At 57.5% G+C, this 21,571-nt stretch carries 22 protein-coding genes; 5 read left to right on the forward strand and 17 right to left on the reverse strand.

Features of this window, described 5'->3' with window-relative positions; all coding sequences use genetic code 11:
- Positions 1 to 169: 169 nt before the first annotated feature.
- Positions 170 to 838, reverse strand: a complete 669-nt coding sequence (locus C3Y91_RS28245; protein ID WP_018068429.1) for a haloacid dehalogenase type II — start codon at positions 836 to 838, stop codon at positions 170 to 172.
- A 358-nt stretch (positions 839 to 1,196) separates the two neighbouring features.
- Here C3Y91_RS28245 and C3Y91_RS28250 point away from each other — a divergent pair, with 358 nt between their 5' ends.
- Both C3Y91_RS28250 and C3Y91_RS28255 read left to right on the forward strand, forming a co-directional pair.
- Entirely contained in the window at positions 1,197 to 2,189 is a 993-nt protein-coding gene (locus C3Y91_RS28250; protein ID WP_018068428.1) for an ornithine cyclodeaminase family protein, read from the forward strand.
- On the forward strand, positions 2,189 to 3,166 hold the full coding sequence (locus tag C3Y91_RS28255; RefSeq protein WP_172643717.1) for a threonine/serine dehydratase family protein: 978 nt from the start codon (positions 2,189 to 2,191) through the stop codon (positions 3,164 to 3,166). Before C3Y91_RS28250 ends, C3Y91_RS28255 begins: the two co-directional genes overlap by 1 nt.
- Before the next feature lie 94 nt (positions 3,167 to 3,260).
- On the opposite strand, the gene C3Y91_RS28260 is transcribed toward C3Y91_RS28255, so the two are convergent.
- From C3Y91_RS28260 to C3Y91_RS28315, 12 genes are all read right to left on the reverse strand, one after another.
- Positions 3,261 to 4,097: a GNAT family N-acetyltransferase gene (locus tag C3Y91_RS28260; protein ID WP_020397317.1), complete on the reverse strand. Its 837-nt coding sequence runs from the start codon at positions 4,095 to 4,097 to the stop codon at positions 3,261 to 3,263.
- Positions 4,098 to 4,334: 237 nt separating this feature from the next.
- The gene (locus tag C3Y91_RS28265) at positions 4,335 to 4,688 is read right to left on the reverse strand and encodes a cupin domain-containing protein (RefSeq protein ID WP_018068425.1); all 354 of its coding nucleotides are present in this window, start codon (positions 4,686 to 4,688) and stop codon (positions 4,335 to 4,337) included.
- A 118-nt stretch (positions 4,689 to 4,806) separates the two neighbouring features.
- A complete protein-coding gene (locus tag C3Y91_RS28270; protein ID WP_029768303.1) occupies positions 4,807 to 6,315 on the reverse strand; it encodes an NAD-dependent succinate-semialdehyde dehydrogenase in 1,509 nt (502 codons plus the stop codon).
- Between the two features lie 489 nt (positions 6,316 to 6,804).
- Positions 6,805 to 7,800 (reverse strand): ectoine utilization protein EutC, encoded by a 996-nt coding sequence (gene eutC, locus C3Y91_RS28275; RefSeq protein ID WP_024323569.1) that lies wholly within the window; start codon positions 7,798 to 7,800, stop codon positions 6,805 to 6,807.
- On the reverse strand, positions 7,800 to 8,783 hold the full coding sequence (eutB, locus tag C3Y91_RS28280; protein WP_168576094.1) for a hydroxyectoine utilization dehydratase EutB: 984 nt from the start codon (positions 8,781 to 8,783) through the stop codon (positions 7,800 to 7,802). Before eutB ends, eutC begins: the two co-directional genes overlap by 1 nt.
- Before the next feature lie 58 nt (positions 8,784 to 8,841).
- Positions 8,842 to 10,161, reverse strand: a complete 1,320-nt coding sequence (locus C3Y91_RS28285) for an NAD(P)/FAD-dependent oxidoreductase (RefSeq protein ID WP_026170622.1) — start codon at positions 10,159 to 10,161, stop codon at positions 8,842 to 8,844.
- A gap of 42 nt (positions 10,162 to 10,203) precedes the next feature.
- Complete coding sequence (locus tag C3Y91_RS28290; RefSeq protein ID WP_018068420.1) at positions 10,204 to 10,557, reverse strand: cupin domain-containing protein; 354 nt, start codon at positions 10,555 to 10,557, stop codon at positions 10,204 to 10,206.
- Positions 10,558 to 10,579: 22 nt separating this feature from the next.
- Positions 10,580 to 11,260 (reverse strand): ABC transporter permease subunit, encoded by a 681-nt coding sequence (locus C3Y91_RS28295; protein ID WP_018068419.1) that lies wholly within the window; start codon positions 11,258 to 11,260, stop codon positions 10,580 to 10,582.
- A gap of 1 nt (position 11,261) precedes the next feature.
- A complete protein-coding gene (locus tag C3Y91_RS28300) occupies positions 11,262 to 11,975 on the reverse strand; it encodes an ABC transporter permease subunit (RefSeq protein ID WP_026170621.1) in 714 nt (237 codons plus the stop codon).
- Positions 11,976 to 12,033: 58 nt separating this feature from the next.
- Positions 12,034 to 12,852 (reverse strand): transporter substrate-binding domain-containing protein, encoded by an 819-nt coding sequence (locus tag C3Y91_RS28305; protein WP_018068417.1) that lies wholly within the window; start codon positions 12,850 to 12,852, stop codon positions 12,034 to 12,036.
- Positions 12,853 to 12,893: 41 nt separating this feature from the next.
- Complete coding sequence (locus C3Y91_RS28310) at positions 12,894 to 13,670, reverse strand: amino acid ABC transporter ATP-binding protein (RefSeq protein WP_168576091.1); 777 nt, start codon at positions 13,668 to 13,670, stop codon at positions 12,894 to 12,896.
- A 32-nt stretch (positions 13,671 to 13,702) separates the two neighbouring features.
- Positions 13,703 to 15,103 (reverse strand): aspartate aminotransferase family protein, encoded by a 1,401-nt coding sequence (locus C3Y91_RS28315; RefSeq protein WP_168576092.1) that lies wholly within the window; start codon positions 15,101 to 15,103, stop codon positions 13,703 to 13,705.
- A 239-nt stretch (positions 15,104 to 15,342) separates the two neighbouring features.
- Between C3Y91_RS28315 and C3Y91_RS28320 the strand changes: the two genes are divergently transcribed.
- The 3 genes from C3Y91_RS28320 (at position 15,343) to C3Y91_RS28330 (ending at position 18,564) form a co-directional block, all read left to right on the forward strand.
- The gene (locus C3Y91_RS28320; protein WP_018068414.1) at positions 15,343 to 15,819 is read left to right on the forward strand and encodes an Lrp/AsnC family transcriptional regulator; all 477 of its coding nucleotides are present in this window, start codon (positions 15,343 to 15,345) and stop codon (positions 15,817 to 15,819) included.
- 268 nt (positions 15,820 to 16,087) lie between these two features.
- On the forward strand, positions 16,088 to 17,149 hold the full coding sequence (locus C3Y91_RS28325; RefSeq protein WP_163861809.1) for a homoserine dehydrogenase: 1,062 nt from the start codon (positions 16,088 to 16,090) through the stop codon (positions 17,147 to 17,149).
- Complete coding sequence (locus tag C3Y91_RS28330; RefSeq protein WP_018068412.1) at positions 17,149 to 18,564, forward strand: aldehyde dehydrogenase family protein; 1,416 nt, start codon at positions 17,149 to 17,151, stop codon at positions 18,562 to 18,564. The genes C3Y91_RS28325 and C3Y91_RS28330 overlap by 1 nt, the downstream gene beginning before the upstream one ends.
- 286 nt (positions 18,565 to 18,850) lie before the next feature.
- Here the strand turns inward: C3Y91_RS28330 and C3Y91_RS28335 are convergent, their stop codons facing one another.
- The 4 genes from C3Y91_RS28335 to C3Y91_RS28350 all read right to left on the reverse strand — a co-directional run bounded on the left by C3Y91_RS28335 (position 18,851) and on the right by C3Y91_RS28350 (position 21,571).
- On the reverse strand, positions 18,851 to 19,294 hold the full coding sequence (locus C3Y91_RS28335; protein ID WP_020397314.1) for an Lrp/AsnC family transcriptional regulator: 444 nt from the start codon (positions 19,292 to 19,294) through the stop codon (positions 18,851 to 18,853).
- A 14-nt stretch (positions 19,295 to 19,308) separates the two neighbouring features.
- Complete coding sequence (locus tag C3Y91_RS28340; protein WP_018068410.1) at positions 19,309 to 20,097, reverse strand: phosphotransferase; 789 nt, start codon at positions 20,095 to 20,097, stop codon at positions 19,309 to 19,311.
- Between the two features lie 168 nt (positions 20,098 to 20,265).
- The gene (locus C3Y91_RS28345) at positions 20,266 to 20,619 is read right to left on the reverse strand and encodes a cupin domain-containing protein (protein ID WP_018068409.1); all 354 of its coding nucleotides are present in this window, start codon (positions 20,617 to 20,619) and stop codon (positions 20,266 to 20,268) included.
- A 28-nt stretch (positions 20,620 to 20,647) separates the two neighbouring features.
- The gene (locus tag C3Y91_RS28350) at positions 20,648 to 21,571 is read right to left on the reverse strand and encodes a 2-hydroxyacid dehydrogenase (RefSeq protein ID WP_018068408.1); all 924 of its coding nucleotides are present in this window, start codon (positions 21,569 to 21,571) and stop codon (positions 20,648 to 20,650) included.

The following is a 21,571-nucleotide window of genomic DNA, read 5'->3' on the forward strand; positions in this document are numbered from 1 at the left end:
TCAGCACGATTGTCCTGGCCCCGGCATTGTTACCTCGCCCCTGCCGGGATCCATGAACGCGCCGCCGAACACGGCGGCACCGCAATGCCCTCGGCCCTTTACCCTCCGGCAAACCGAGGTTCGCTGTCGGACCGGTGGCAGAGAGATTTTCAGATGTATTCGGGCTTCCTTAAAGCCCGACAACGCCCGGCAAGTCAGAGATGCCGGCAATCTCGGTGTAGCCGTAATAGGGATTGGCCGGCTCGTGACCGCGATTGACCCAGACCTTGTTCTTGATCCCAAGGTCGTGCGCGGACATAAGATCGTAACGAAACGAAGAAGAGCAATGCAGTATGTCCTCCGGTCCGCAGCCAAGCATATCGAGCATATATTCGAAGGCCCGGAAGTGCGGCTTATAGGCCTGAGCCTCTTCGGCGGTGTAAACCGCGTGGAAAGGCGCGCCGAGCTTCTCGACGTTAGACATGATCTGGGAGTTCATTGCATTCGACAGGATGACCAGCGGAATTTCCTTTGCCACCTTGGCAAGACCGGCCGGAACGTCGGGATGCGGGCCCCAAGTGGGAACGCGTTCGTAAACCATCTGCGCGTCTTCGTTCTTGAACTGGATGCCATTGCGTTTGCAGGTCCTCGCCAATGCGTTATGCACGACCTCCGCATAGGGCTTCCAGTCGGCCATGACTTCATCAAGCCGGTACGCAGAGAAGTCGGCGATGAACTGCAGCATTTTCTGCTCGCTCATACGCTCGGCGTAGAGATCGCGTGCCGCCTCCGCCATCTGAAAGTTGATCAGCGTGCCGTGGCAATCGAACGTGATGTATTTCGGGCGGAAAGTGGTCATGCGCTTCGTCCTTGCTTTGCGGGGAGCTGTTTAAGTTATGACCAATCATAGCCCGGCGCTCGCATCCGAATTGCCCGGAGATTGCGGAACATCAGCACAAAATGCTGGAGGGAAACATCATTTCCCCTTGTGAGTGCCGGGTCACAGTGATCCGCGGTGGCGGGATAGTTCCAACACACCGCCCAAGCTTCGAAAGCGCATGCCGGTACTCTCTGCCAAAATCGCCATGCGATATAAAACAATCTGCTTGAGGCCCCGCGGATACGGCCAATAGAAATACAGCGGGCCCAATATGATTAGTGCAGATCAGGTCGTGATGCGCCGAGGCATCCGATGAATTGAAATAGAGAGGTCACGCATGAAAACGCTGCTGCTCAAGAAGAATGACGTAGGACGGCTTATCGGCATGACGGAGGTCATTGGCGCGGTCGAAGAGGCTTACAAGGCCTTCAGCAGCGCTCAGGTGGAACAGCCCGACTATATCGGGATTCATCTGCCCTCCCGGCGTGGCGAGATCGACTTCAAGCTTGGCTATTATAAGGTCGCTGAAATCATCTCTATGAAGGCGCATTCCGGAGGGTTCACCAACAACCCGGTAGAACACGGCGTGCCGAACAGCATGGGCACCATTCTCCTGTTTGATGCAAAGAGCTGTGCGTTGATTTGTATCATGGATGGTAGCTTGATCACTGGCCTCAGAACCGGGGCGGCGGGAGCCGTCTCCGTCAAAGCACTGGCGAGAAAGAACGCCAGGACGATTGCGTCGATCGGCACAGGCAATCAGGCAAGAATGCAAATCCGTGCGATCAACGAGATCTTGAAGATCGAAGAGATCCACGCCTGGGATAGCACCTACGAAACAAGTTCCAAATACAAGGCGGACATCGAGCGCGAATTCGGCATTCCCGTCACCGTCGCAAGCTCGAAGAAGGAGGCGGTCGAGCGGGCCGACATCTTGATCACAACGACCCGAGGGAAAGGGTCGCTTGTGGAAGCGGAATGGGTAAAAACCGGTACACACATCGTTGCGATCGGCACGGATCAACGCGGCAAACAGGAGCTGGATCCGGAACTTTTCCGAAATGCCAAAATCATCGTCGACTCGCTTTCACAATGCACGGAAAAGGGCGAGACTTGGCACCCGCTGAATAAAAACATCATTACCAAGGACGACATCCACGGCGAAATCGGCGAGGTATTGTTGGGGAGGAAGCCGGGACGAGAAAATGATGACGAAATCACTATTTTTGACTCCACGGGGATGGCCATACAAGACAATACGACAGCCAACAAAATCTATCAGAACGCAATAGCCAACAACGTCGGCGCTTTCTTCCAGTTTTTTGAGTGATGACCATGCGCAACTACCCCACCATTCAAGACATTCGTGAAGCTCAGGAACGGCTGAAACCGCACATCAGGCACACGCCGCTATTGCGCGCGGAAAAGATGGAAAGCGCCGCTGGTTGTCAGCTCTATCTCAAGCCGGAAACCCTGCAGATTACGGGTGCATTCAAAATTCGCGGTGCCCTGAACAAGGCTCTCTCGCTATCGCGGGAAGAGATCGCGAACGGCATCATCGCAACGTCGTCGGGCAATCATGCCCAAGGGATTGCCTATGCTGCCAGGTTGCTCGGCGTAAAAGCAATTTTGGTGCTTCCGGTCACCACGCCCAAAATTAAAATTGAAAACACAAAGGCACTCGGGGCAGAAGTCATTCTTTTCGATGGCGACACCGCCGCCAGGTGGAAAAGGGTGTATGAAATCGCTGAAGAAAACAAATACGCAGCTGTTCACGCTTTCGAGGACCCCGTCGTGATGGCCGGCCAGGGCACGATCGGCTGTGAAATACTGCAGGATCTCGCCGATGTAGATACGGTCATTGTTCCCATTGGCGGCGGCGGGCTAATCTCGGGAATCGCGACTGCCATCAAAGAATCGAAACCATCAGTGCGCGTCATTGGGGCGGAACCCGCCCTGACGCCGAAGTATTTTCAGAGCCGTATAAACAAGGAGCGCACATCGCTTCCCTTGAAGAACACTATTGCGGATGGGCTGAGGATAAGCGTTCCGGGCCAGAATCCTTTTCCGATTATCGAAAAGTATGTGGACGAGATTGTTCTTGTTGAAGACGAGCATATCATTGCCGGGATGCGCGCTCTTGCCAAGGACGCGAAACTCATTGCTGAACCCGCCGCATCCATCGGCGTGGGAGCGCTGTTGGCGGGCGCCATAGATGTCGAGCCCGACGAAAAAGTTTGTGTCGTGTTGTCTGGCGGAAACTGGGATCTATGCGACCTTGCCGAGATATACAATGCGGAGAGGTGATCGCCACTCGCGATCACCTCGGAGTACAGACATGATTATTATGTTTCGCCCAGAGACAATGGACGTGCAATCAACGGACTTCCGCCCGACCAAGTCAGCCGATAGCCTGGCTGGCCAGGCAGAAAGTCTGAACCGCTGGTGTTTGAGGGTGGCCCGCAGCACCTCGAACCATCGCAACGACTCCATCCGCTTGAGGTAGCCCCCACCCCTTGAGCGACGACGAAAGGCCCGTCTGTTCAGGGATGTCGATCCGTACGAAGCGACCCTCCTTGCCTGAGAGGATGAATGCGAGCAAGTCCCTCGCCTGTTCGAAGTTTTCCGCAACGACCGGCCCGACCACTTCGCCCTTTCCGAACAACCGCGTCGACGCGAATGCGACGATACGATCATCGTTCCGAATGACCGCGAACCTTCCCTCCTTCGACAGGACATCGTTTAATGCCTCGCGGGAGGCGCCGAACGCCGCACGATCGAGCGCTTTGATTGCCGGCAGGGCGTCGGGCCCGACCCACTCAACATTTTCAGAAGCATCGATGCGATTGACGATGCCTTGGTGGCGGACGATCTGATGCGTCGCAACAAAGCCCAGCTTTTCGTAAAGCGGCAAGCCGTCACTCGTCGCCGTCAAACGGCATTGGCGATCGCCGGCGAGTTCCAACACGGCGGTGGTCAATTTTCTTCCCAATCCCCGGCCGCGCTGGCTTTCGTCGACAATGATCATGTTGATGGCTGAGCAAGTGTCTCCGAAGGGAGTCATGAGAGCTGTTCCCACGACCCGGTCGCCAGCGAGTGCAACGCGCCCCTGGCTCAGCGACCATATCATTACCCAGTCTTCTCTCCTGTGAGCCCAGCCCGCCGCACGCGAAAGCGCCACCGCATCATCCAGATGGTGAGCCTCGAAAGGCGCAAGAACGACGGATTCCGTTTGCATGAGTTCATCCATTTCGTGGGTCTCTGCGCTCACCTCGAAAGAACAGCGGCGGGTTTTGGTGGCACAGGGGCGTAAGATTGACGTCTAGGCCGAACCGCGACAAGCTTGGCATATAGGCCTTCGAGTTTGGAAGTCGGCATGGGCGGATAAACCGCCCATCCAGTTTCGGGTGGAAGCATCTGAAGGCCTTGCCTGCCGGATTGCTCCGTTTCCGCCCCGTCGCCGAGAGTCCCGTGATCAGGTGACGGTGACGAAGATTTTTCGCACCGTCTCTATGGTCTTCCAAACGCCGACATAGCCGGGCTTCATCACGAAGCTGTCGCCTGCACGATATGTGACAGGCTCCTTTCCCTTCTCGGTCAGTTCGATGACACCGTGGACGAGATGGCAAAATTCAAAAGTCTCACCCTTGATGGAGTGCGTTTCGCCGGGCGTGGCCTCGAAGACGCCGGTATTGACTGTGCCGTCCTTGGCGGTGTCCTGCAACCATGTCTTGAACGCGGGGCTGCCCGCGATGAGGCGATCCGGCTCTGCAGTTTTATGCTTCGGCTCGAACAATGGATTCGGGTCGATGGTTTTCAGTAGCGACATTTATCTCTCCTAGGTCTGGCTTCAGCCACCCGCATCACCTTTGGATGGCTTTGAGCCGGCTTGACTTCCCCACGCCATTACCATGGCATAGCGAAACGTACCTGCGTTGATCGGGCCCCTACCAAGCGGCGGCGATGTATTTCGTTTCGAGATACTCGAGCATGCCGTGGTGGCTGCCTTCGCGTCCGAGGCCGCTCTGTTTCATGCCGCCGAACGGCGCGGCAGCGTCGGAAACGACACCTCGGTTAATTCCCACCATGCCGCTTTCCAGCCTGCCAGCGACTGCGAGCGCGCGCTTGAGGTCCCGGCTAAAGACGTAGGATACCAATCCATATTCGGTGTCGTTGGCTAGTTCGACGACCTCGTCTTCAGTATCGAACGCGATGATTGGCGCGACCGGACCGAAGATTTCTTCTCGAAGTATCTCAGCATCGGCAGAGACGTTGGCGAGGACGGTCGGTAGATAATAGAAGCCCTCACCGCTCAATCTGCTGCCACCGGTAACCAGGTGGGCTCCCTTGGCGATAGCGTCGTCTACCAGGCGCTCGACCTTGGCCACCGCGGCTTCGGTGATCAGTGGGCCAAGCTGCTTATCCGCGGCCAGGCCTGGTCCTACTTTGAGTGCGGCCATCTCTTCCGCGAAACGACGCGTGAAGTCAGCCAGAATCCTCTTTTGCACGTAGAAGCGGTTCGCGGCTGTACAAGCCTCACCGCCGTTGCGCATCTTGGCGATCATTGCGCCGGCGACAGCGGTTTCCAGATCGGCATCATCGAACACGATGAAAGGCGCATTGCCGCCCAGTTCCATTGAACAACTGACGACTTGGTCCGCCGCCTCGCGCAGCAGGATCCTGCCAACGCCTGTCGAGCCGGTGAACGACAGCTTCCGTACCCGCTTGTCATGCAGCATGGCGCTGACCACAGGGCCTGCTTTCTTCGTGGTAACGATGTTGACCACCCCGGCGGGAACACCTGCCTGTCGCATGAGTTCTCCGATCGCCAGCGCCGTAAGAGGGGTCTCGGCTGCGGGTTTCAGGATGCAAGTACAACCCGCGGCCAACGCGGGAGCAATTTTGCGCGTAGCCATTGCTGCCGGAAAGTTCCAAGGCGTTACCAATACGGCAATACCAATCGGCTCATGGCTCACGATGATCTGGTTCGCGCCGGAAGGTGCAGGTCCGAATTCACCGGGAGATCTTACCGCCTCTTCGGCATACCAGCGGAAAAACTCGGCCGCGTAGGCGACTTCCGATCTTGCGTCGGCAAGTGCCTTGCCATTTTCAACTGTGATCAGTCGCGCCAGCCATTCTGCCTGTTCGAGGAGAAGGTGAAAACACTTCATCAGAACGTCCGAGCGCCGGCGCGGCGGAGTTGCTTTCCAGGCCGCAGCCGCCTTTTCCGCCGCGTCGACGGCCGCCATTGCGTCCGGGATGTCGGCGTCACAGACGGTGGCGATTGCATCAGCAGTCGAGGGATCGATCACATCAAAGGTCCGGCCGCCTTTCGCGGCGACCCATTGGCCGCCGATGAACAGTTGGCTGGGAGCATCGCATGCTACAGCAGCCGCCTGCGATGGAGCAACACGGGTTGTTTCAAGTGTTGGAGTTGTTTTCACGTTCACCACCATTCGCTACCAATCAGGATCGTCATGCGATCAATATACAATTGGTTTCGAGATTGGTGTCAATATAGATCAAATTGGTTGCGCAGATTATTTTCCATGCTCCAAGACTGGGGATGCGGTGATAGGGCTAAGTTCGTTGACGGAACCCCGAGCGCACCAGCATTTCATGGTCGGTGGCAGCATTAATGCGACAAAGCCACAGCTGCTATCGGTCGGTGACAACACGCAGACGTCATGCCGACATTTGTTTTGCAGTCGGTTGATAATTCCAATGTCAGTAAGGGCCGGGCCGCTTACAGAGACGCTAGCAACGCGTTGCATCAATTTTCCGAGCCGACATCCTCAAGCGTATCCAACCGAGAAACTGCGGATGCCGCTCGAAAAAACGGCCGGGCACGAGCAAAGGATGCTCGGCCAACACGTTCTGTCGCCGGACTGCATTTCTCAACGCCCCCATATCAGGGGCGCTCGGCTGGCAAAGATCGCCTGCCATCAACTTTCGAAAAGCGTCCCCGCGCCGTGCGCTTCGGCGTGCGCAAACGCAAGCGTGGCAATGGCCGTGTCCTGAACACCGGTTCCCGTAAGATCGGCAATTGTGATCTCCGAGACACTATTGCGGCCCGTCTTGGTGCCTGTGACAATCTGGCCCAGTTCCGCAAACTCCGTATCGCCCGAGACTAGGCCGGCTTCAATGGCATGGTGGAGTTCACCCAGTCTCCGCGTTTGTTTGAGGCTGTCGGCCACATAAACATCTGCGCGGGCGATGGCCATCGGGTCGATTTCATTCTTATGTTCCGCATCCGAACCCATAGCTGTCAGATGCTGCCCAGGTTCAAGCCAAGAAGCATCGACAATTGGCCGGTTCGCTGGTGTGGTCGTGACGATGATCTGGGACCCGGCGATTACCTTTTTAGGATCGTCAAACGCGGAAACTGAGAGGTTTCGTTTGCCGGCGAATTGTTCGACGAGCGACTGTGCCTTGTGAGGATCACGCGCCCAAACACGGATCTCTCGAACCGGCCTCACCAACATGAGGGCTTCAAGTTGCAGCCTCGCCTGAACGCCTGCTCCGAAGACCGTCACGATCGACGCATCCTTCTGCGCCAGATGGTTTGCCGCAACAGCGCCGGCGGCAGCCGTGCGAACATCGGTGAGATAGCCGTTATCCAGCAAAAGAGCCTGTACCAGGCCGGTTTTACTCGAAAGCAAAACCATCATCCCATTGGTGCTCGGTAGCCCGATCTTCGGATTGTCGAAGAAGCCGGGACTGATCTTGATGGCAAAGCCGCTTACGCCCCGAATATACGCCGTCTTCACATCGACTTCGCCCCTGCTGTCAGGGACGTCGAGACGCAGAATCGGCGGCATTTTAACTGCATTCTCCATCGCCAGCGCGCGGAAGGCATTTTCAACACAATTCACCGCATCGATGTCGAGCGGTACGATCGACCTGAGCTCCGACTCAGTCAATATTCGTATTGTCGGCATTAGCTTCCCTCACCAATCGTATTGAGCCCGTTGACCACGTTCCTGTGCAACGCCATGTCGATGTTTCCGCCCGAAAGGATTGCCGCGATCGGGCCTTCAACGTGCGCCAATTTCCCTGAGAGCAGCGCAGCAATACCGACCGCGCCAGCACCCTCGACTATCTGACGCTCATATTCATAAGCGTGGCGTATGCCGGCCGCTATTTCACTCTCGCTGACCAGTACCACGTCGTCGAGAAGGATTTTGCACATTTGGAACGTCCAGACGTTAGCCAATCCGATGCCGCCACCGAGCGAATCGGCGAAGCTTCGATGCTCTTCGACCTGGACCGGGTGGCCCGCATCAATGCTGGCCTTCATCGCCGCTCCCCGCTCCATGGTAATGCCGATCACCTTGGCCTCCGGCCGCACCGCCTTGACGGCCGCCGCGACACCTGCTGCCAAACCGCCGCCCGACAGGGGAACAAGAACCGCCGCGACTTGAGGCATCGCCTGGACGATTTCAAGACCGAGGGTAGCCTGGCCGGCGATGATCCAGGCGTGGTCGAAGGGCGGGATCATGCTGAGGCCTTCCTCCGCGACCAGCCGATCAACCTCCTCTTGCCCATCATCTTGCGAAGACCCGACGATCCGCACGGATGCCCCTAGCCGGCGGATTTCAGACACCTTGTTTTCAGGCACAAGTCGCGACATGCAAATGGTCGCGCGGGCGCCCATCGCCCGAGCGGCGTAGGACAGCGCGCGTCCGTGATTGCCGGTGGAAGCCGCAACAATGCCTCGATCGCGCGCGGACTGGCTGAGCTGCAGAACGGCATTGGTCGCCCCTCGAAGCTTGAAGCTTCCGGTCAACTGGTGATGCTCCAGCTTCAGGCTGACCTGCGTCCCGACCAGTTCGGACAATGCCGCCGAACTCACCAGAGGCGTGCCGCGGATATGCTCAACAATGCGCTCGCGCGCTTGCTCGATTGTTTCCAGGCTAATCATGTTTTTCACTTGAAACTCGGCCCCACTATCCGTGATCCGCTGTGCTACGCTCTGCACCTCAGCCTTTCTGGCGACGGCGCAGCGTCTTTCTGTCGTGACGCTCATACAGCGAGTAAACAATGGGAATGAACCAGGGTTTGCCGTTAAAGAATGGCACGGCCCTGGGAGCCGCGTCGAAATCGAATGCGGAGCGCGACTGTTCCGCGTCGCCCAGGATCTTGAACGCAGCCTTCTTGCCTAGCCATCTGGCCCATACGACGCCGGAGCCGCAATAGCCGGTCGCATAGACCGTATTCCCCCGCGAGAACATGCGAGGGATCATGTCGCGGTTCATGGCCACATAGCCGAACCAGCTATGCGTAATGCTTATCCCCGCGAGTTCCGGGAAAAGCCTTGCAAGTTCGGTTTGCAGATGCCCAGTCGGAGCTGCCGGATCTCCCTCGGTCGTGCCATCGCGCCCGCCAAACAAGATTCGGGAACCATCGTGCGACGGCCGATAATAGTAGCTGAGCTTACGCATGTCGCCATACATCATGCGTGGCGGCATCAGCAGATCCATCATCTCTTTATCCAGCGCTTCGGTTGCAATGATCCTGCTGCGGACAGGAACAAGGCGTCGACGCAGCCACGGGTCGAAACCGTCGGTGTAGCCGTCGGTGCAGACAAGAAGCTTGCTGGCGAAGACATTGCCACGCTCGGTTTGAACTCGCACGCCACCAGCCTCGTTGACCGAGCCAAGGACCGCGGTATTTTCATGAATGACCGCGTTCGATGTGCTTACCAGGGCGATCATCGCCGCGAGCAGTTTGGCCGGCTGCAGACCGCCAACATCCTTACGTACAAACCCTCCGATATAAAGGTCTGTCCCGATGAACTTCCGGACGTCGGCCCTTTCTACCGGATATGCCTCGACGCCGAGGTTCCGTTGCAGGAAGTCGGCTTGACGACGGAGTTCATCGGCCTCATCGGGCGTCATGGCGCCGCTGAAGACGCCCGACAGGAAGAAATCGCAGTCGATCTCTTCATCTCTCAGGAAGCGCCAGAGATCCTCTCGGGCCGCCTTGCCTTCCAGGAGAATGGCTTGTGCCCTTTCCTGCCCGAACCGCTTGATGAGATCCTTGCGCCCGGGACGGATACTTCCGCTGGCCATGCCTCCATTTCGGCTCGATGCCGCCTGGCCTAGAGCCTGGCGGTCGAACAGCTGGACATGCTTGCCGGCACGGGCAAGTTCGAGTGCAGCCGACAAACCGGTATACCCGCCGCCAACGATCGCCACATCACATGTCTTTTCGACGTCTCGAACTGGCAGGGACGGCAAGCGGCAGTCCTCCCACCAGTAGGGCGTTGACTTGATCGGATGTCGTTGAGCTTGGGTCATGAGCGGGCAGGTTCCGGAAAGATGACTTGAGTTGGTGATGCCTTAGTCTCGGGAGACCCAGAGCTTGCGCGTCGTTTCGATGACCCGCCAGGTTCCAACGAAACCCGGATGCATGGCGAAAGCGTCGCCGGCCACGATGCGCCGCGGCTCACAGCCGTCCTCGATCAGTTCGGAAACCCCCGAAAGAATGACACAAAATTCGAAGGTTTCGCCCTTGATCGAGCGGTATGCGCCGGGTGTTGCTTCCCATACGCCGGAGCGAACAACACCATCAGTTGTCTGTGCGATGTCCCAGCTCAGGAACTGCGGGTTGCCCTCGACAAGTCTGTCAGGCGCTGGCTGACCCTTCCGCGGTTCAGGAAGATTGTTCTGATCGACGAAGGTGAGATTGGACATGCTATTCCCTTTCTGAAGGTGATTATCGGACGAGCAACAAGCGTCGTTCGAGAAGTTTTAATGCCGTTAGAGCAACGACGTTCATGGCGAGATAGAGGGCTGCGGTGATGATGAAGATGTCCATGATCGCGAAAGTCTCGCTCATCAACCTCTTGGCATATCCGGTAACTTCCAGGACAGTGATTGTCGATGCGAGGCTCGATTCCTTGACGATAATGGCCGCCTCGCTGCTGTAGGCAGGCAGAGCTTGGCGCAATGCCAGCGGAAACTTCACTCGTGTGAAGACATGCCAGGGGGACATGCCACAGGCTTCGGCCGCCTCGATAAGCCCCTTGGGAAGAGAGAGGAAACCCGTCCGGAAAATTTCACCGGTGTAGGCGCCGGTGTTCAGCACGACGGCGAGGATCGCCGCGTGCAATCCATCACCAATCATCCACCATAACGCCGGGTTGTGACGGACGAAGCTTACCTGCGCCAGTCCGTAGTAAATGACGAATATCTGCACCAACATCGGTGTCCCGCGGAAAATCGCGCAGTAGGTATCGCAGATATTGCGCAAGGTCCTGTTCTTCGAGCCGCGGCCAAGACCGACAGCGATACCAAACGGGAATCCGAAGCCAATTCCGAACAGGGCAATCAGCAATGTCGTCTTGGCGCCAACCAGCAAAAAGGGAACGGCATATTTGACAATCTCGAGATCCATGTCATCGCCCTCCGAAGCCGCGATTCAGCGCACGTTCCGCCCTGGAGAACAGGCTTTGGCTGACCGCTGTCATACCGAAGAACAACGCCGCGGCGATGCAATAAAAGAGGAGAGGAGAACGCGTGATCCCGGCTGCGACCGCCGCCGTTCTCATCAGTTCCTGCAGCCCGACAACCGAGATCAGGGACGTGTCCTTGATCGTCATCTGCCAGACGTTGTTGATCCCTCCGAGCGCCAGACGCAAAGCCAGCGGAAAAGTGATGCGGAAAAACGTGACCGTGCCTGGCAAGGCAAGCGACCGCGCGGCTTCAAGCAGACCATGCGGCACCGCCTGAAGTGCACCGCGGATCACCTCGATGGAATAGGCACACGAGATTGCGGCTATGGCGATCACGCCGATGATATAAGGGTAGGCATTGTCAACCGAGTCCTGATAGCCGAAAGCGGTCGTGATGGTTTTGACCCAGTCGACGGACCCGAAAAACAGCAGGTAGATGACCAGCAGCCCCGGAACACCACGAACGACGATGCTATAAGCATCGACCAATTGCGAAACCACGGTGACTTTCTGCCAGCGCAAGACAGCCAATGGGGTGGCAATAACGAAACCCAAAGACATTCCGAGAAGACCGATCACGATCGTGATGGCACTTCCCCGCAGCAGAGCAAGCGCCCAGCCTCGCTCCACCATCAATATCCAGAAATCAGCTAGCATGGACACCATCCCAATGACCTGCCTTGGACCAGACCAAGACAGGTCTCATCGTCAAAGATCACTTCTTGCAGGGAATGGTGTAGTCGTCCTGGAACCAATGCATCGAGGCTTCTTTCACTTTGCCATCATTGATCATCTTGCAAAGCGCGGCGTCCACCTTCGCCTGTAGTTCCGTGTTGCCCTTGCGCATCCCAACGCCCATCCCGTGTCCAAGAACGTCCGGGTCATCCATGGCCATGATCTTCACGTCGATCTTGGTGAAGTTTGCGCCATCGGTCGTTGGAAAAAAATCCATCCAGGTCGGCGAATCTCCGAAAGCGACGTCGATACGGCCGCTTGCAAGGTCGGCAGTTTGCTGAGTGACAGCGTCGTATGTCTTCAGATCAACGCTTGGCATCCGCTTTTCAATGAATTTGGCGTAGGTCGTGCCGGTGACGACGCCGACGCTTTTGCCTTCAATGGCCTTTTCAATTTCGGCCAGGCTCTTGAGACCGGCGAGCGGAGAATCCTTCGCAACGACGAAATAGAGAGGGGTTGTCGCATAGGGGATGGAATAGTCGATCTTTTTCTGGCGCTCGGCGGTAATCCCGAGGCCGGATATAATGACGTCGAACCGATCGGTGTCCATGGACGGGACAAGCGAACTGAACGTCTGCACAACAAACTCACACTTTAACTTGAGCTCGGCGCAGATACCATTGGCGATGTCCGCGTCAAAACCGGTGACGTTTCCGTTCGGATCAGCCATGCTGAACTTCGGCGCATCGCCCTCCGTGCCGATGCGCAGGACCCCGTCCTTAGCCGAAGCGGCCGTGGCCAGAGCGGAGACGAGCAGGCTGGTTGCCAGCGCTGACTTGATGATTTTGCTGATGATCATGTCTGTTACCCTTTTATCGTTGTTGTTGTGGCCCGATGCCTCTAGGCGCAGGCCGGCATAACGCCTGACAGGAACCGCTTGACCCCTTCTGTCGCGGGATTTCGAAGCAGTTCTGTCGGCGTGTCATCCTGCTCAAGGCGGCCCTCTTGCAGGAATATCATCCGGTTCGATACGTCGCGTGCGAACCGCATTTCGTGTGTGACGAGGAGGATTGTGGCACCCTCTTCGGCCAGTGTTCTGATAACCTTCAGCACTTCCCCGACGAGTTCCGGGTCGAGTGCGGAGGTTGGCTCATCGCACAACATCAATTTCGGTCGCATCGCCAGCACTCGTGCAAAGGCGACCCGTTGCTGCTGCCCACCAGATAACTGATGTGGGTAGCGCTCTGCGAAATTTGCCATGCCAACCTTCGACAAGGCGGACAACGCAACCTCTTCGGCCTCCCTTTTGCTCATGCTCAGCACATAGATCAGGGCCTCTGTCACGTTGCCGAGGACCGTACGGTGGGGCCAGAGGTTGAAGTTCTGAAACACCATGCCGATCCGCTGGCGAAACGCTCTGATATAGGAAGCGTTGACGATCTCGCTTTCGCCACCCTCTTTGCGATTGACGGAGATCGCCTGGCCCATGAACTCGATCTGCCCGGAGGTCGGCGTCTCCAGGAAGTTGATGCAGCGAAGGGCGGTGCTTTTTCCACACCCAGATGATCCGATCAGGGAAATGACCTCACCTTCGCACATGCGAAAGCTGATGCCATCCAACACCTTCGTGGATCCGAACAACTTGGTGAGTTCGTGGACCTTCAGGACCTCGCTCATGCGTGAAAACTTTCCAGCCAATTGGTCATCCACTATCCCGCCACTGCGCCTTGAGCGTCCAATTCCTTCATCACCTCGTCGACCGCGGCTTTCGCGATCGCGACCATTTCGTCGATTTCGGCTTCCGTCATGACCAACGGCGGAGCAAAGCCCAAGATGTCCCCGTGTGGCATCGCCCTGGCAATCAGGTTGCGATTGCGGGCCGCTTGGGAAATACGCGCTCCGACTTTGAGACCCGGATCGAACGAGGACTTGGCGCCGCGGTCGGAGACGAACTCGATGGCCGCCAGCATGCCGACACCACGGACTTCGCCGACGATCGGATTCTGATCGAATTCTGCCCTCAGCCGTTGCAGAAGATACGCGCCTTTGGTCGCGGACTGGCCCGCCAGGTTCTCCCGCTCAACGATATCAAGGACTGCGTTTGCGGCCGCTGCGCCGATCGGATGGCCGGAATAGGTGTAGCCGTGTGAGAAGGATCCCACCCGAGGCGTCGCTTCCTCCATAACCTCATAGACTTTCTGCGAAATGATCGCAGCCGACAGCGGCACATAGGCAGACGTCAAGCCCTTGGCGACGGTGACCAGATCGGGCTCGATGCCATAAAGATCCGAACCGAACATGGCGCCGGTGCGGCCAAACCCGCAGACCACCTCGTCGGCAATCAGCAGCACGTCGTATTTCTTCAGCACAGCCTGGATTTTCGTCCAGTATCCCGCCGGCGGCGGTATAATGCCCCCCGTCCCAAGGACCGGCTCCGCTATGAAGGCGCCGATAGTGTCCGGCCCCTCGGCGAGAATAAGCGCTTCCAGCTCTTCGGCGCGGCGCTGTGAAAAGGTTTCTTCGGTCTCGCCAGGCATCGCACCACGATAGAAATGCGGGACGCCGGTGCGCAGAATTCCCGAAACCGGCAGATCCATGTGATCGTGGTAGAAGCTCAGGCCCGTCATGGAGCCGGAAACCACTGAACACCCATGATAGCCACGCTCGCGCGAGATGATCTTCTTCTTCTGCGGTTTTCCGCGAAGATTGTTGTAATACCAGACGATTTTTGCCTGCGTCTCATTCGCATCCGAACCTGACAGCCCGTAGAAGACCTTCGACATGTTGCCGGGCGCCATTCGCACCAGTCGGTCGGAAAGACGTGCGAGCTCCTCCGTCGTGTGCGCGGCGTAGGAATGATAATAGGCAAGCTTGTAGGCCTGACGGGCGATCGCCTCGGCAACTTCGGTGCGGCCGTAGCCGACATTGACGCAATAGAGGCCTGCAAACCCGTCGAGATATTCCCGGCCGGACGCGTCCCGGATACGAACGCCTTTTCCAGTCTCGACGATGGTAGGTTCAGTCTCGCCCGCCGCGTAATCCTTGAGGTAGGTGAACGGGTGCAGAACTGTCCTACGGTCCATGTCTGCTAATTCAGCGATATTGGTCATCGTTATTTCCTCATGCGGCCGTCAAGACAAACGCACCGTATTTCCTGTGGTCAGGAGCAAGATCGCCGCCCCGAGTATGTCGCACTGTCATCCTCCGCTTGAACTTTTTTCGTCGCCTCACTCCCTTGCAAAATGAAGCGTAAGGCCATTCGAACGCCGCATTTCCCGATAAATATTGATCTCACGAAGAAATCCTGCTTTTTGGGGCGGCAAAACGATGAAATTATGCGGATTTTCCCATGCAGCTTGACCGCCTTGATGCTCGCCTGCTCAGCATTGTGCAAAATCACAACAAGCACAGCAGCGAAGAACTCGGCGCGATGGTTGGTCTATCGGCCACTGCGGTGCAGCGCCGCCTCAAGCGGCTGCGTGAGGCGGGTGTGATCGAGGCCGACGTGTCGATTGTGAAACACAAATTCGTCGGGCGGCCCATCGCGATGCTTGTGCTGGTGACGCTCGAGCGCGAAAGAGCAGACATTGTTGACCGCTTCAAGCAATCGATACGGCAGATGCCGGAAGTCATGAACGGCTATTATGTAACGGGAGACGCGGACTTCGTCCTGATTGTCACTGCTCAAAGCATGGAGGACTATGAGGTCTTTACCCGCAAGTTCTTCTATGAAAATCCCGATATCAAAGGTTTCAAGACAATGGTTGTCATGGACCGGGTCAAGACGGGCTTTTCAGTTCCGATCGACTTTGATCAGTTCTCCTGATGTTTTTTGACTCCCACGGAAATCGGCCCCAGACGCGTCACTCGGGCTGAAACACAGCTGCCATTTTGACGGATTGCGCCTGAAGCCAAATCGGCTTTCCTCGGCTGGACCATCTTATCCGTTCGAGTTCTCACGCGGAATGGGACGGCACGGCAAGACGGCGGCTGAATGAGCAAAATGCACGGCAGATTGGTCTGTTTGCGCCGTTCCGACTGAGCGATCCGCATCCGATGATATGCGCACACATCGCTTCACCGGAGGGTACCACGTGAAAATCTACAACATTGCTCTAATCGGATTTGGTGGCGTCAACCGCGCGTTGGCCGAACTCATCGCGACGAAGAACACTCTGTGGGAACGGGATCTCGGTTTCCGCCTGAACATCGTTGCTGTCAGCGATCTTTATCTCGGTTCCGTAATTTCGCCGAACGGCCTTGACGCCAAGACACTCGTTGACGCGAATTTCGCAAAGGGCGGTTTTGGCCGGCTTTCTGGGGGTAGCGCGGAAGCCGATAACGAGATGATCATCAAGACAGCGCCTGTCGACATCGTCGTGGAAGCAACATTTACAAACCCCAAGGACGGCGAGCCGGCTGTTTCGCACTGCCGCTGGGCCCTTAAGTCTGGCAAACATGTCGTCACCACCAACAAGGGGCCAGTCGCAATCGCCGCTCAGGAGCTAAAGGCTCTTGCGAAGGCAAACAACGTTCATTTCGAATATGAAGGCTCCGTCATGAGCGGCACCCCCGTCATCCGCATGGCGGAGAAGACCCTCGCGGGCGCGGAGATGAAAGGGTTTGAAGGAATTCTGAATGGTACGTCAAACTTCGTCCTCGGCCGCATGGAGAACGGTCTCGACTTTGCCAGCGCCGTCGCGGAAGCGCAGGCACTCGGTTTTGCCGAAGCCGATCCGACAGCCGACGTCGAAGGTTTCGACGTCCGCCTCAAGGTGGTGATCCTCGCAAACGAGCTGCTGGGAGCAAACCTCAAGCCGGAGGAAATCTCCTGCGAAGGCATTTCCAAGCTTTCTCCTTCCGACATCGAAGCGGCGGCAAAGGTCAACAGCCGTTGGAAGTTGATCGGATCGGCCGTTCGCAATGCCGACGGGACGATAACCGGCAGCGTTGCTCCGAAACAGCTGCCGCGCGAGCATCCGCTCGCCGGTGTCAACGGCGCTACCAACGCAGTCTCGCTGAACACCGAACTGCTGGGCTCTGTCACTGTCACGGGTCCAGGCGCCGGCCGGACCGAGACCGCCTATGCGCTGCTGTCCGACATTGTCGCCATCCATAATGCCCGGTCTGGCAGCCTTGGGAAGGAGGCTGCGTGATGGCAAGCTTCGCCCTGTGCAAAAAGACATCTCCAGCAGAGATCTTGGTCAGCAATCCATTCGATGGCAGCTTGGTCGGTGTGGTCTCCGAGACTAGTGCGAGCGCGGTAAACCTGCTGCTTGAGCGCGCCAATCGTGGCGCGCAGATCGCCCGATTGCTTCCCCGCCACCAGCGCTCCGCAATTCTCGATAAGGCTGCAGCGACCGTTGAAGCCCGCAAGGAGGAATTTGCGCTCCTGATCGTGCGGGAGGCCGGGAAGACAATCACCCAGGCGCGCAAGGAGGTGACACGCTGTGTCAACACTTTGAAGCTCTCGGCGGAAGAGGCCAAGCGAAACGCCGGCGAAGTCATTCCCTTTGACGCCTATGCCGGATCGGAATCCCGTCAAGGCTGGTATACCCGAGAGCCACTGGGCATCATCACGGCGATCACGCCTTATAATGATCCGCTTAATCTCGTGGCCCACAAGCTCGGCCCCGCCATCGCCGGCGGCAATGCAATACTCCTGAAGCCTTCCGAGCTTACCCCTCTCTCGGCCATCAAGCTGGCGGACGTGTTGATCGAAAGCGGTCTGCCGGGAGAAGTCCTCACGGTCGCTGTCGGCGGCGCCGACTTGGGCAAGGCGCTCGTTTCGGCAAATGAGGTTCGAATGATCTCCTTCACAGGCGGCTTTGCAACCGGCGAGGCCATCGCAAAATCCGCCGGTATCAAGAAACTCGCGATGGATCTCGGTGGAAATGCACCAGTTATCGTGATGGAAAACAGCGATGTTGACGCCGCTGTTGAAGATTGTGTGTCAGGCGCCTTCTGGGCGGCGGGTCAGAACTGTATCGGCACTCAGAGGATTCTAGTCCAGCGCCCGATCTATGAGCGGTTCAAGGCCGCGTTCGTGACTCAGACCCTCGAGCTGAGAACCGGCGACCCGATGGAAGCTGACACTGACATGGGTCCGATGATCACCGAAAAGGCGGTCGACCGCGCCGCTTCCATGGTCGAGCGTGCGATCGCTGCCGGCGCGGCGCTGCTTTGCGGCCACAAGCCCTCCGGTACACTCTATCCTCCGACCATCCTCGAGAATGTGCCGGCGACGTGCGACGTGTTGAATGAGGAAGTCTTCGCACCGGTTGTCATCCTGCAGCCGTTCGACGAATTGGATGAGGCAATACAACTGGCAAACAACCCGGAATATAGCCTGCATGCGGGGATCTTTACCAACGATCTCGCCGATGCCCTCGATGCCGCCAAGAGGATCGATGCCGGGGGTATAATGATCAATCAGTCATCCGACTACCGATTCGACGCGATGCCCTTTGGAGGTTTCAAATACGGCAGCATGGGGCGCGAAGGCGTGCGCTTCGCTTACGAAGACATGACCCAACCGAAAGTCATCTGCATCACTCGGTTGCAGCGCTGACCGGCCAGCCAATCTAAGACCATCGTTGCCTCCGAAAATTAAGATGTTCCAATGATCTGTCACCGTGCTTGTCACCCCTCCGCCAATGGTAAAGTCGCTGAGGCTGCGTTTTGCAGCCTCATCGACTGGCAAATCGCCGAGGACACGTCAGGGTTTGCCCTGCGGAACCACGGGAATGCCCAATGCATAGCCATGAAGAATACAAGCGCGTCCGTGGAAGTGGCGATCGAGACTGCAAATGGTCGCGTGGACGGCATAGGCGTGCATCGACCGATACTCGCCGCTCCTATTTTCGGATCACGGAGGAGAGTGCAAAAGAAGTCAGTGTGTCGCGCACACCGGGCATCTCGGCTATTAGGTGCCAAATTTGCGTTATGCGGTCTGCCTTGGAAGACTCTACCCTGACAAGGAGATCGAAATCGCCGGTCATCACATCACAAGCGACCACTTCCGGGATTTTCCGAAGCGCCTGAATAACATCCCCGCCCCTCATGCGATCATGGCGATAGACGAAGACGAGCGCGGTCGTCACGTTTCGGCTAGTTGCTCCATCGCCGGTGATGATCGTATATCCCTTGATGAAGCCTTCTCGTTCAAGTCGCTCTATCCGTACCCGCACGGCGTTGCGCGAAAGATTTACCTTCGCCGACAACTCGGCATGCGAGGTTCGAGCGTTGGCCTTCAATGCGGCCACTATCTGTTCGTCGGTCCGATCAAGAGAATTTTTCATGGCGTTGGAGCCGATCAATTACCTAGAATGTCCGAAGTTGCCGAACGATATGCTAACACGGCCATTTCCGGTAGGAAGCTTCTTTCCTTCTGGCTGGCAAACCGTCTAGCTGTGGACGCCATGATGAAGCCTGGTAAGGCTTCCTTTTCGGGGCCGCTCAGTTGTCGAACCTCTTCATAACCCTGAAGCAGCGCACGTGCCCGATCCTTGTTCAGTTCTCCGCCGGGTTCCGCCACCCAGCCGACCAGCACATCTGCAATCTCCGATACGAACGCATCGTCGTGGCGAAGCCTGAAGTTAATGATCCCGCTCACGTCATTTCCAACGAAAAAGACATTCGCCTGGGCCAACGCGCCGTGAACTGTCCCGGTTGGAAGGGCTGGCGAAAGAGGCTTTGTCTTCCGTTCAAAAACAGAATGGATTTGAGCCATCGTGCGGCCCAGGCTTCGGCACTTTGCCGGGCCTGCAAGGGTGGACGAGGAGCCCTGTACAAAGCTGACGGTAGCAACCAATCGGTCTGCAGCCCGACACGTGGCATGGCCTTGGAGCGTGCGCAGCGGCCTAGGGCACGGCACGCGATTTTGAAAGAGCGCCTCCATGGTCTCGAAGGCTCTTTCCAGATCCAGAGGCTGGACTCCATTTTCGAAAAGCGTCACAATGAACTCGCCTTCCTGGGCGCGAAACAGGTAGGTCGTATCGGTGTCGCCATCAGCGATGCCGATCACAGACGAGAGCGACGTAAAACCATAGGCTGCGATGATCGATTGGCGATCGCCGTCAGAAAGCTCGGTAAAAACAGCCATTTTCGCTCCCTTATGACGGCCGATGATTTAGCGCTCGAACGAACTCCCACGGGCCGCGAGAACTCCCGCATTGCTGCGAGCGATTGCCTGGCAAAACGCGCGGCGGAAAATATTCTGTTCCGCCGCGGCGCAGACGATTGCTCGTCGTCTCCCACCGACGCCCAGCAGTTACATGACCGTCACGTAGATCTTACGGACGGTTTCCACGGTACGCCATGTGCCGACGAAACCGGGCTTCATCACGAAACTGTCACCCGCTTTGTAGGTAACCGGTTCTCCGCCAACCGGCGTGATTTCCACGACCCCCTGAAGGATGTGGCAAAACTCGAAGGTCTCGCCCTTGACGGAATGCGTCAGTCCCGGAGTTGCCTCCCAGACGCCGGTGTGGATCATTTCGCCTCTCGCTACGTCCTGGGCCCAGGACTTGAACGACGGATCGCCGGAAATAAGACGCTCCGGCCCGGGCTTGGATTCACGCGGAGCTTCTGTGCTGTTCGGTACGATGGTCTTGAGGAGGGACATGTTTTCTCCTTGCTCTCCTGGTTGCAGCTCAATAACCGCGGTCGCGATCGACGAGCCCGATCAGGTCGAGGCCGTCGCGATGGCGCTTGATGTTGTCGATGACGGCGCGGGCCGCCGTTTCTGGTTGCGTAACGCTTGCGATATGCGGCGTCAGAATAATCTTTGGATGTCGCCAGAAACCATGTTCGGGAGGCAAGGGCTCAGGTTCGGTGACGTCGATGACCGCGCTCGACAGATGCCCCGCGTCGAGAGCCGCAATGAGCGCGTCGTGATCGAGTTGGGCGCCGCGCCCCACGTGGATGAGCGCCGCGCCGGTTGGAAGCGTCTCTAAGAGCGCGGCGTCGAGCAGTCCTTGCGTCTCTTGCGTCAGCGGCAGGAGACAGATCAGGATGTCTGTACGCGCCAGAAACGGGGTGAGGCCGTCCGGACCGTGATAGCAGTCAACATCCTCCACCTGTCGCTCCGAGCGGCTCCAGGCGGCAAGCGGAAAGCCGAAGGGTTTCAGTCGCTCGACGACGGCCTGGGCGAGCAGGCCGAGGCCAAGGATACCGATCCGCTGCTGGGCGGCTGGGCGCGCGGGAAGGGGAAGCCAGGTGGCGTCGGCCTGTTGGCCAATATAGGCCTTCAGCTTTCGGTGAATAGCGAGCACCGCGAGCGTCACATATTCTTGCATCATCCGGACGATGCCGTCCTCGACCATGCGGACGAGCATGACGTTCGGGGGGAGCGTTTGCGGCTTGAACTGGTCAACGCCGGCGCCGATCGAGAAGACGACCTCCAGGTTCTTGAAGCGATGAAGATCGGGCGGCGCCGTCCAGGTCAGGATGTAGCGGATGTCGTCTGGATTGCGTTCCGAGATATCCATGGCGAAAGGCAGATCGGGCAGATCGCGCGCAAAAGCATCCGCGAAGACGCGACCTCTTTCTCGATCCGAATTGAACCAGAAAACCAT

Origin of the sequence: Rhizobium ruizarguesonis (assembly GCF_012349115.1) — a bacterium.
Taxonomy (GTDB): domain Bacteria; phylum Pseudomonadota; class Alphaproteobacteria; order Rhizobiales; family Rhizobiaceae; genus Rhizobium; species Rhizobium ruizarguesonis.

Coding starts and splice junctions, on each gene's coding strand:
- C3Y91_RS28345 (WP_018068409.1), bottom strand. CDS start 20,619: ATGTCCCTCCTCAAGACCATCGTACCGAACAGCACAGAAGCTCCGCGT.
- C3Y91_RS28255 (WP_172643717.1), top strand. CDS start 2,189: ATGACCATGCGCAACTACCCCACCATTCAAGACATTCGTGAAGCTCAG.
- C3Y91_RS28250 (WP_018068428.1), top strand. CDS start 1,197: ATGAAAACGCTGCTGCTCAAGAAGAATGACGTAGGACGGCTTATCGGC.
- C3Y91_RS28335 (WP_020397314.1), bottom strand. CDS start 19,294: ATGAAAAATTCTCTTGATCGGACCGACGAACAGATAGTGGCCGCATTG.
- C3Y91_RS28265 (WP_018068425.1), bottom strand. CDS start 4,688: ATGTCGCTACTGAAAACCATCGACCCGAATCCATTGTTCGAGCCGAAG.
- eutB (WP_168576094.1), bottom strand. CDS start 8,783: ATGATTAGCCTGGAAACAATCGAGCAAGCGCGCGAGCGCATTGTTGAG.
- C3Y91_RS28315 (WP_168576092.1), bottom strand. CDS start 15,103: ATGACCAATATCGCTGAATTAGCAGACATGGACCGTAGGACAGTTCTG.
- C3Y91_RS28350 (WP_018068408.1), bottom strand. CDS start 21,571: ATGGTTTTCTGGTTCAATTCGGATCGAGAAAGAGGTCGCGTCTTCGCG.
- C3Y91_RS28340 (WP_018068410.1), bottom strand. CDS start 20,097: ATGGCTGTTTTTACCGAGCTTTCTGACGGCGATCGCCAATCGATCATC.
- C3Y91_RS28260 (WP_020397317.1), bottom strand. CDS start 4,097: ATGCAAACGGAATCCGTCGTTCTTGCGCCTTTCGAGGCTCACCATCTG.
- eutC (WP_024323569.1), bottom strand. CDS start 7,800: ATGCCGACAATACGAATATTGACTGAGTCGGAGCTCAGGTCGATCGTA.
- C3Y91_RS28245 (WP_018068429.1), bottom strand. CDS start 838: ATGACCACTTTCCGCCCGAAATACATCACGTTCGATTGCCACGGCACG.
- C3Y91_RS28300 (WP_026170621.1), bottom strand. CDS start 11,975: ATGCTAGCTGATTTCTGGATATTGATGGTGGAGCGAGGCTGGGCGCTT.
- C3Y91_RS28305 (WP_018068417.1), bottom strand. CDS start 12,852: ATGATCATCAGCAAAATCATCAAGTCAGCGCTGGCAACCAGCCTGCTC.
- C3Y91_RS28270 (WP_029768303.1), bottom strand. CDS start 6,315: ATGGTGGTGAACGTGAAAACAACTCCAACACTTGAAACAACCCGTGTT.
- C3Y91_RS28290 (WP_018068420.1), bottom strand. CDS start 10,557: ATGTCCAATCTCACCTTCGTCGATCAGAACAATCTTCCTGAACCGCGG.
- C3Y91_RS28330 (WP_018068412.1), top strand. CDS start 17,149: ATGGCAAGCTTCGCCCTGTGCAAAAAGACATCTCCAGCAGAGATCTTG.
- C3Y91_RS28285 (WP_026170622.1), bottom strand. CDS start 10,161: ATGACCCAAGCTCAACGACATCCGATCAAGTCAACGCCCTACTGGTGG.
- C3Y91_RS28295 (WP_018068419.1), bottom strand. CDS start 11,260: ATGGATCTCGAGATTGTCAAATATGCCGTTCCCTTTTTGCTGGTTGGC.
- C3Y91_RS28310 (WP_168576091.1), bottom strand. CDS start 13,670: ATGAGCGAGGTCCTGAAGGTCCACGAACTCACCAAGTTGTTCGGATCC.
- C3Y91_RS28320 (WP_018068414.1), top strand. CDS start 15,343: ATGCAGCTTGACCGCCTTGATGCTCGCCTGCTCAGCATTGTGCAAAAT.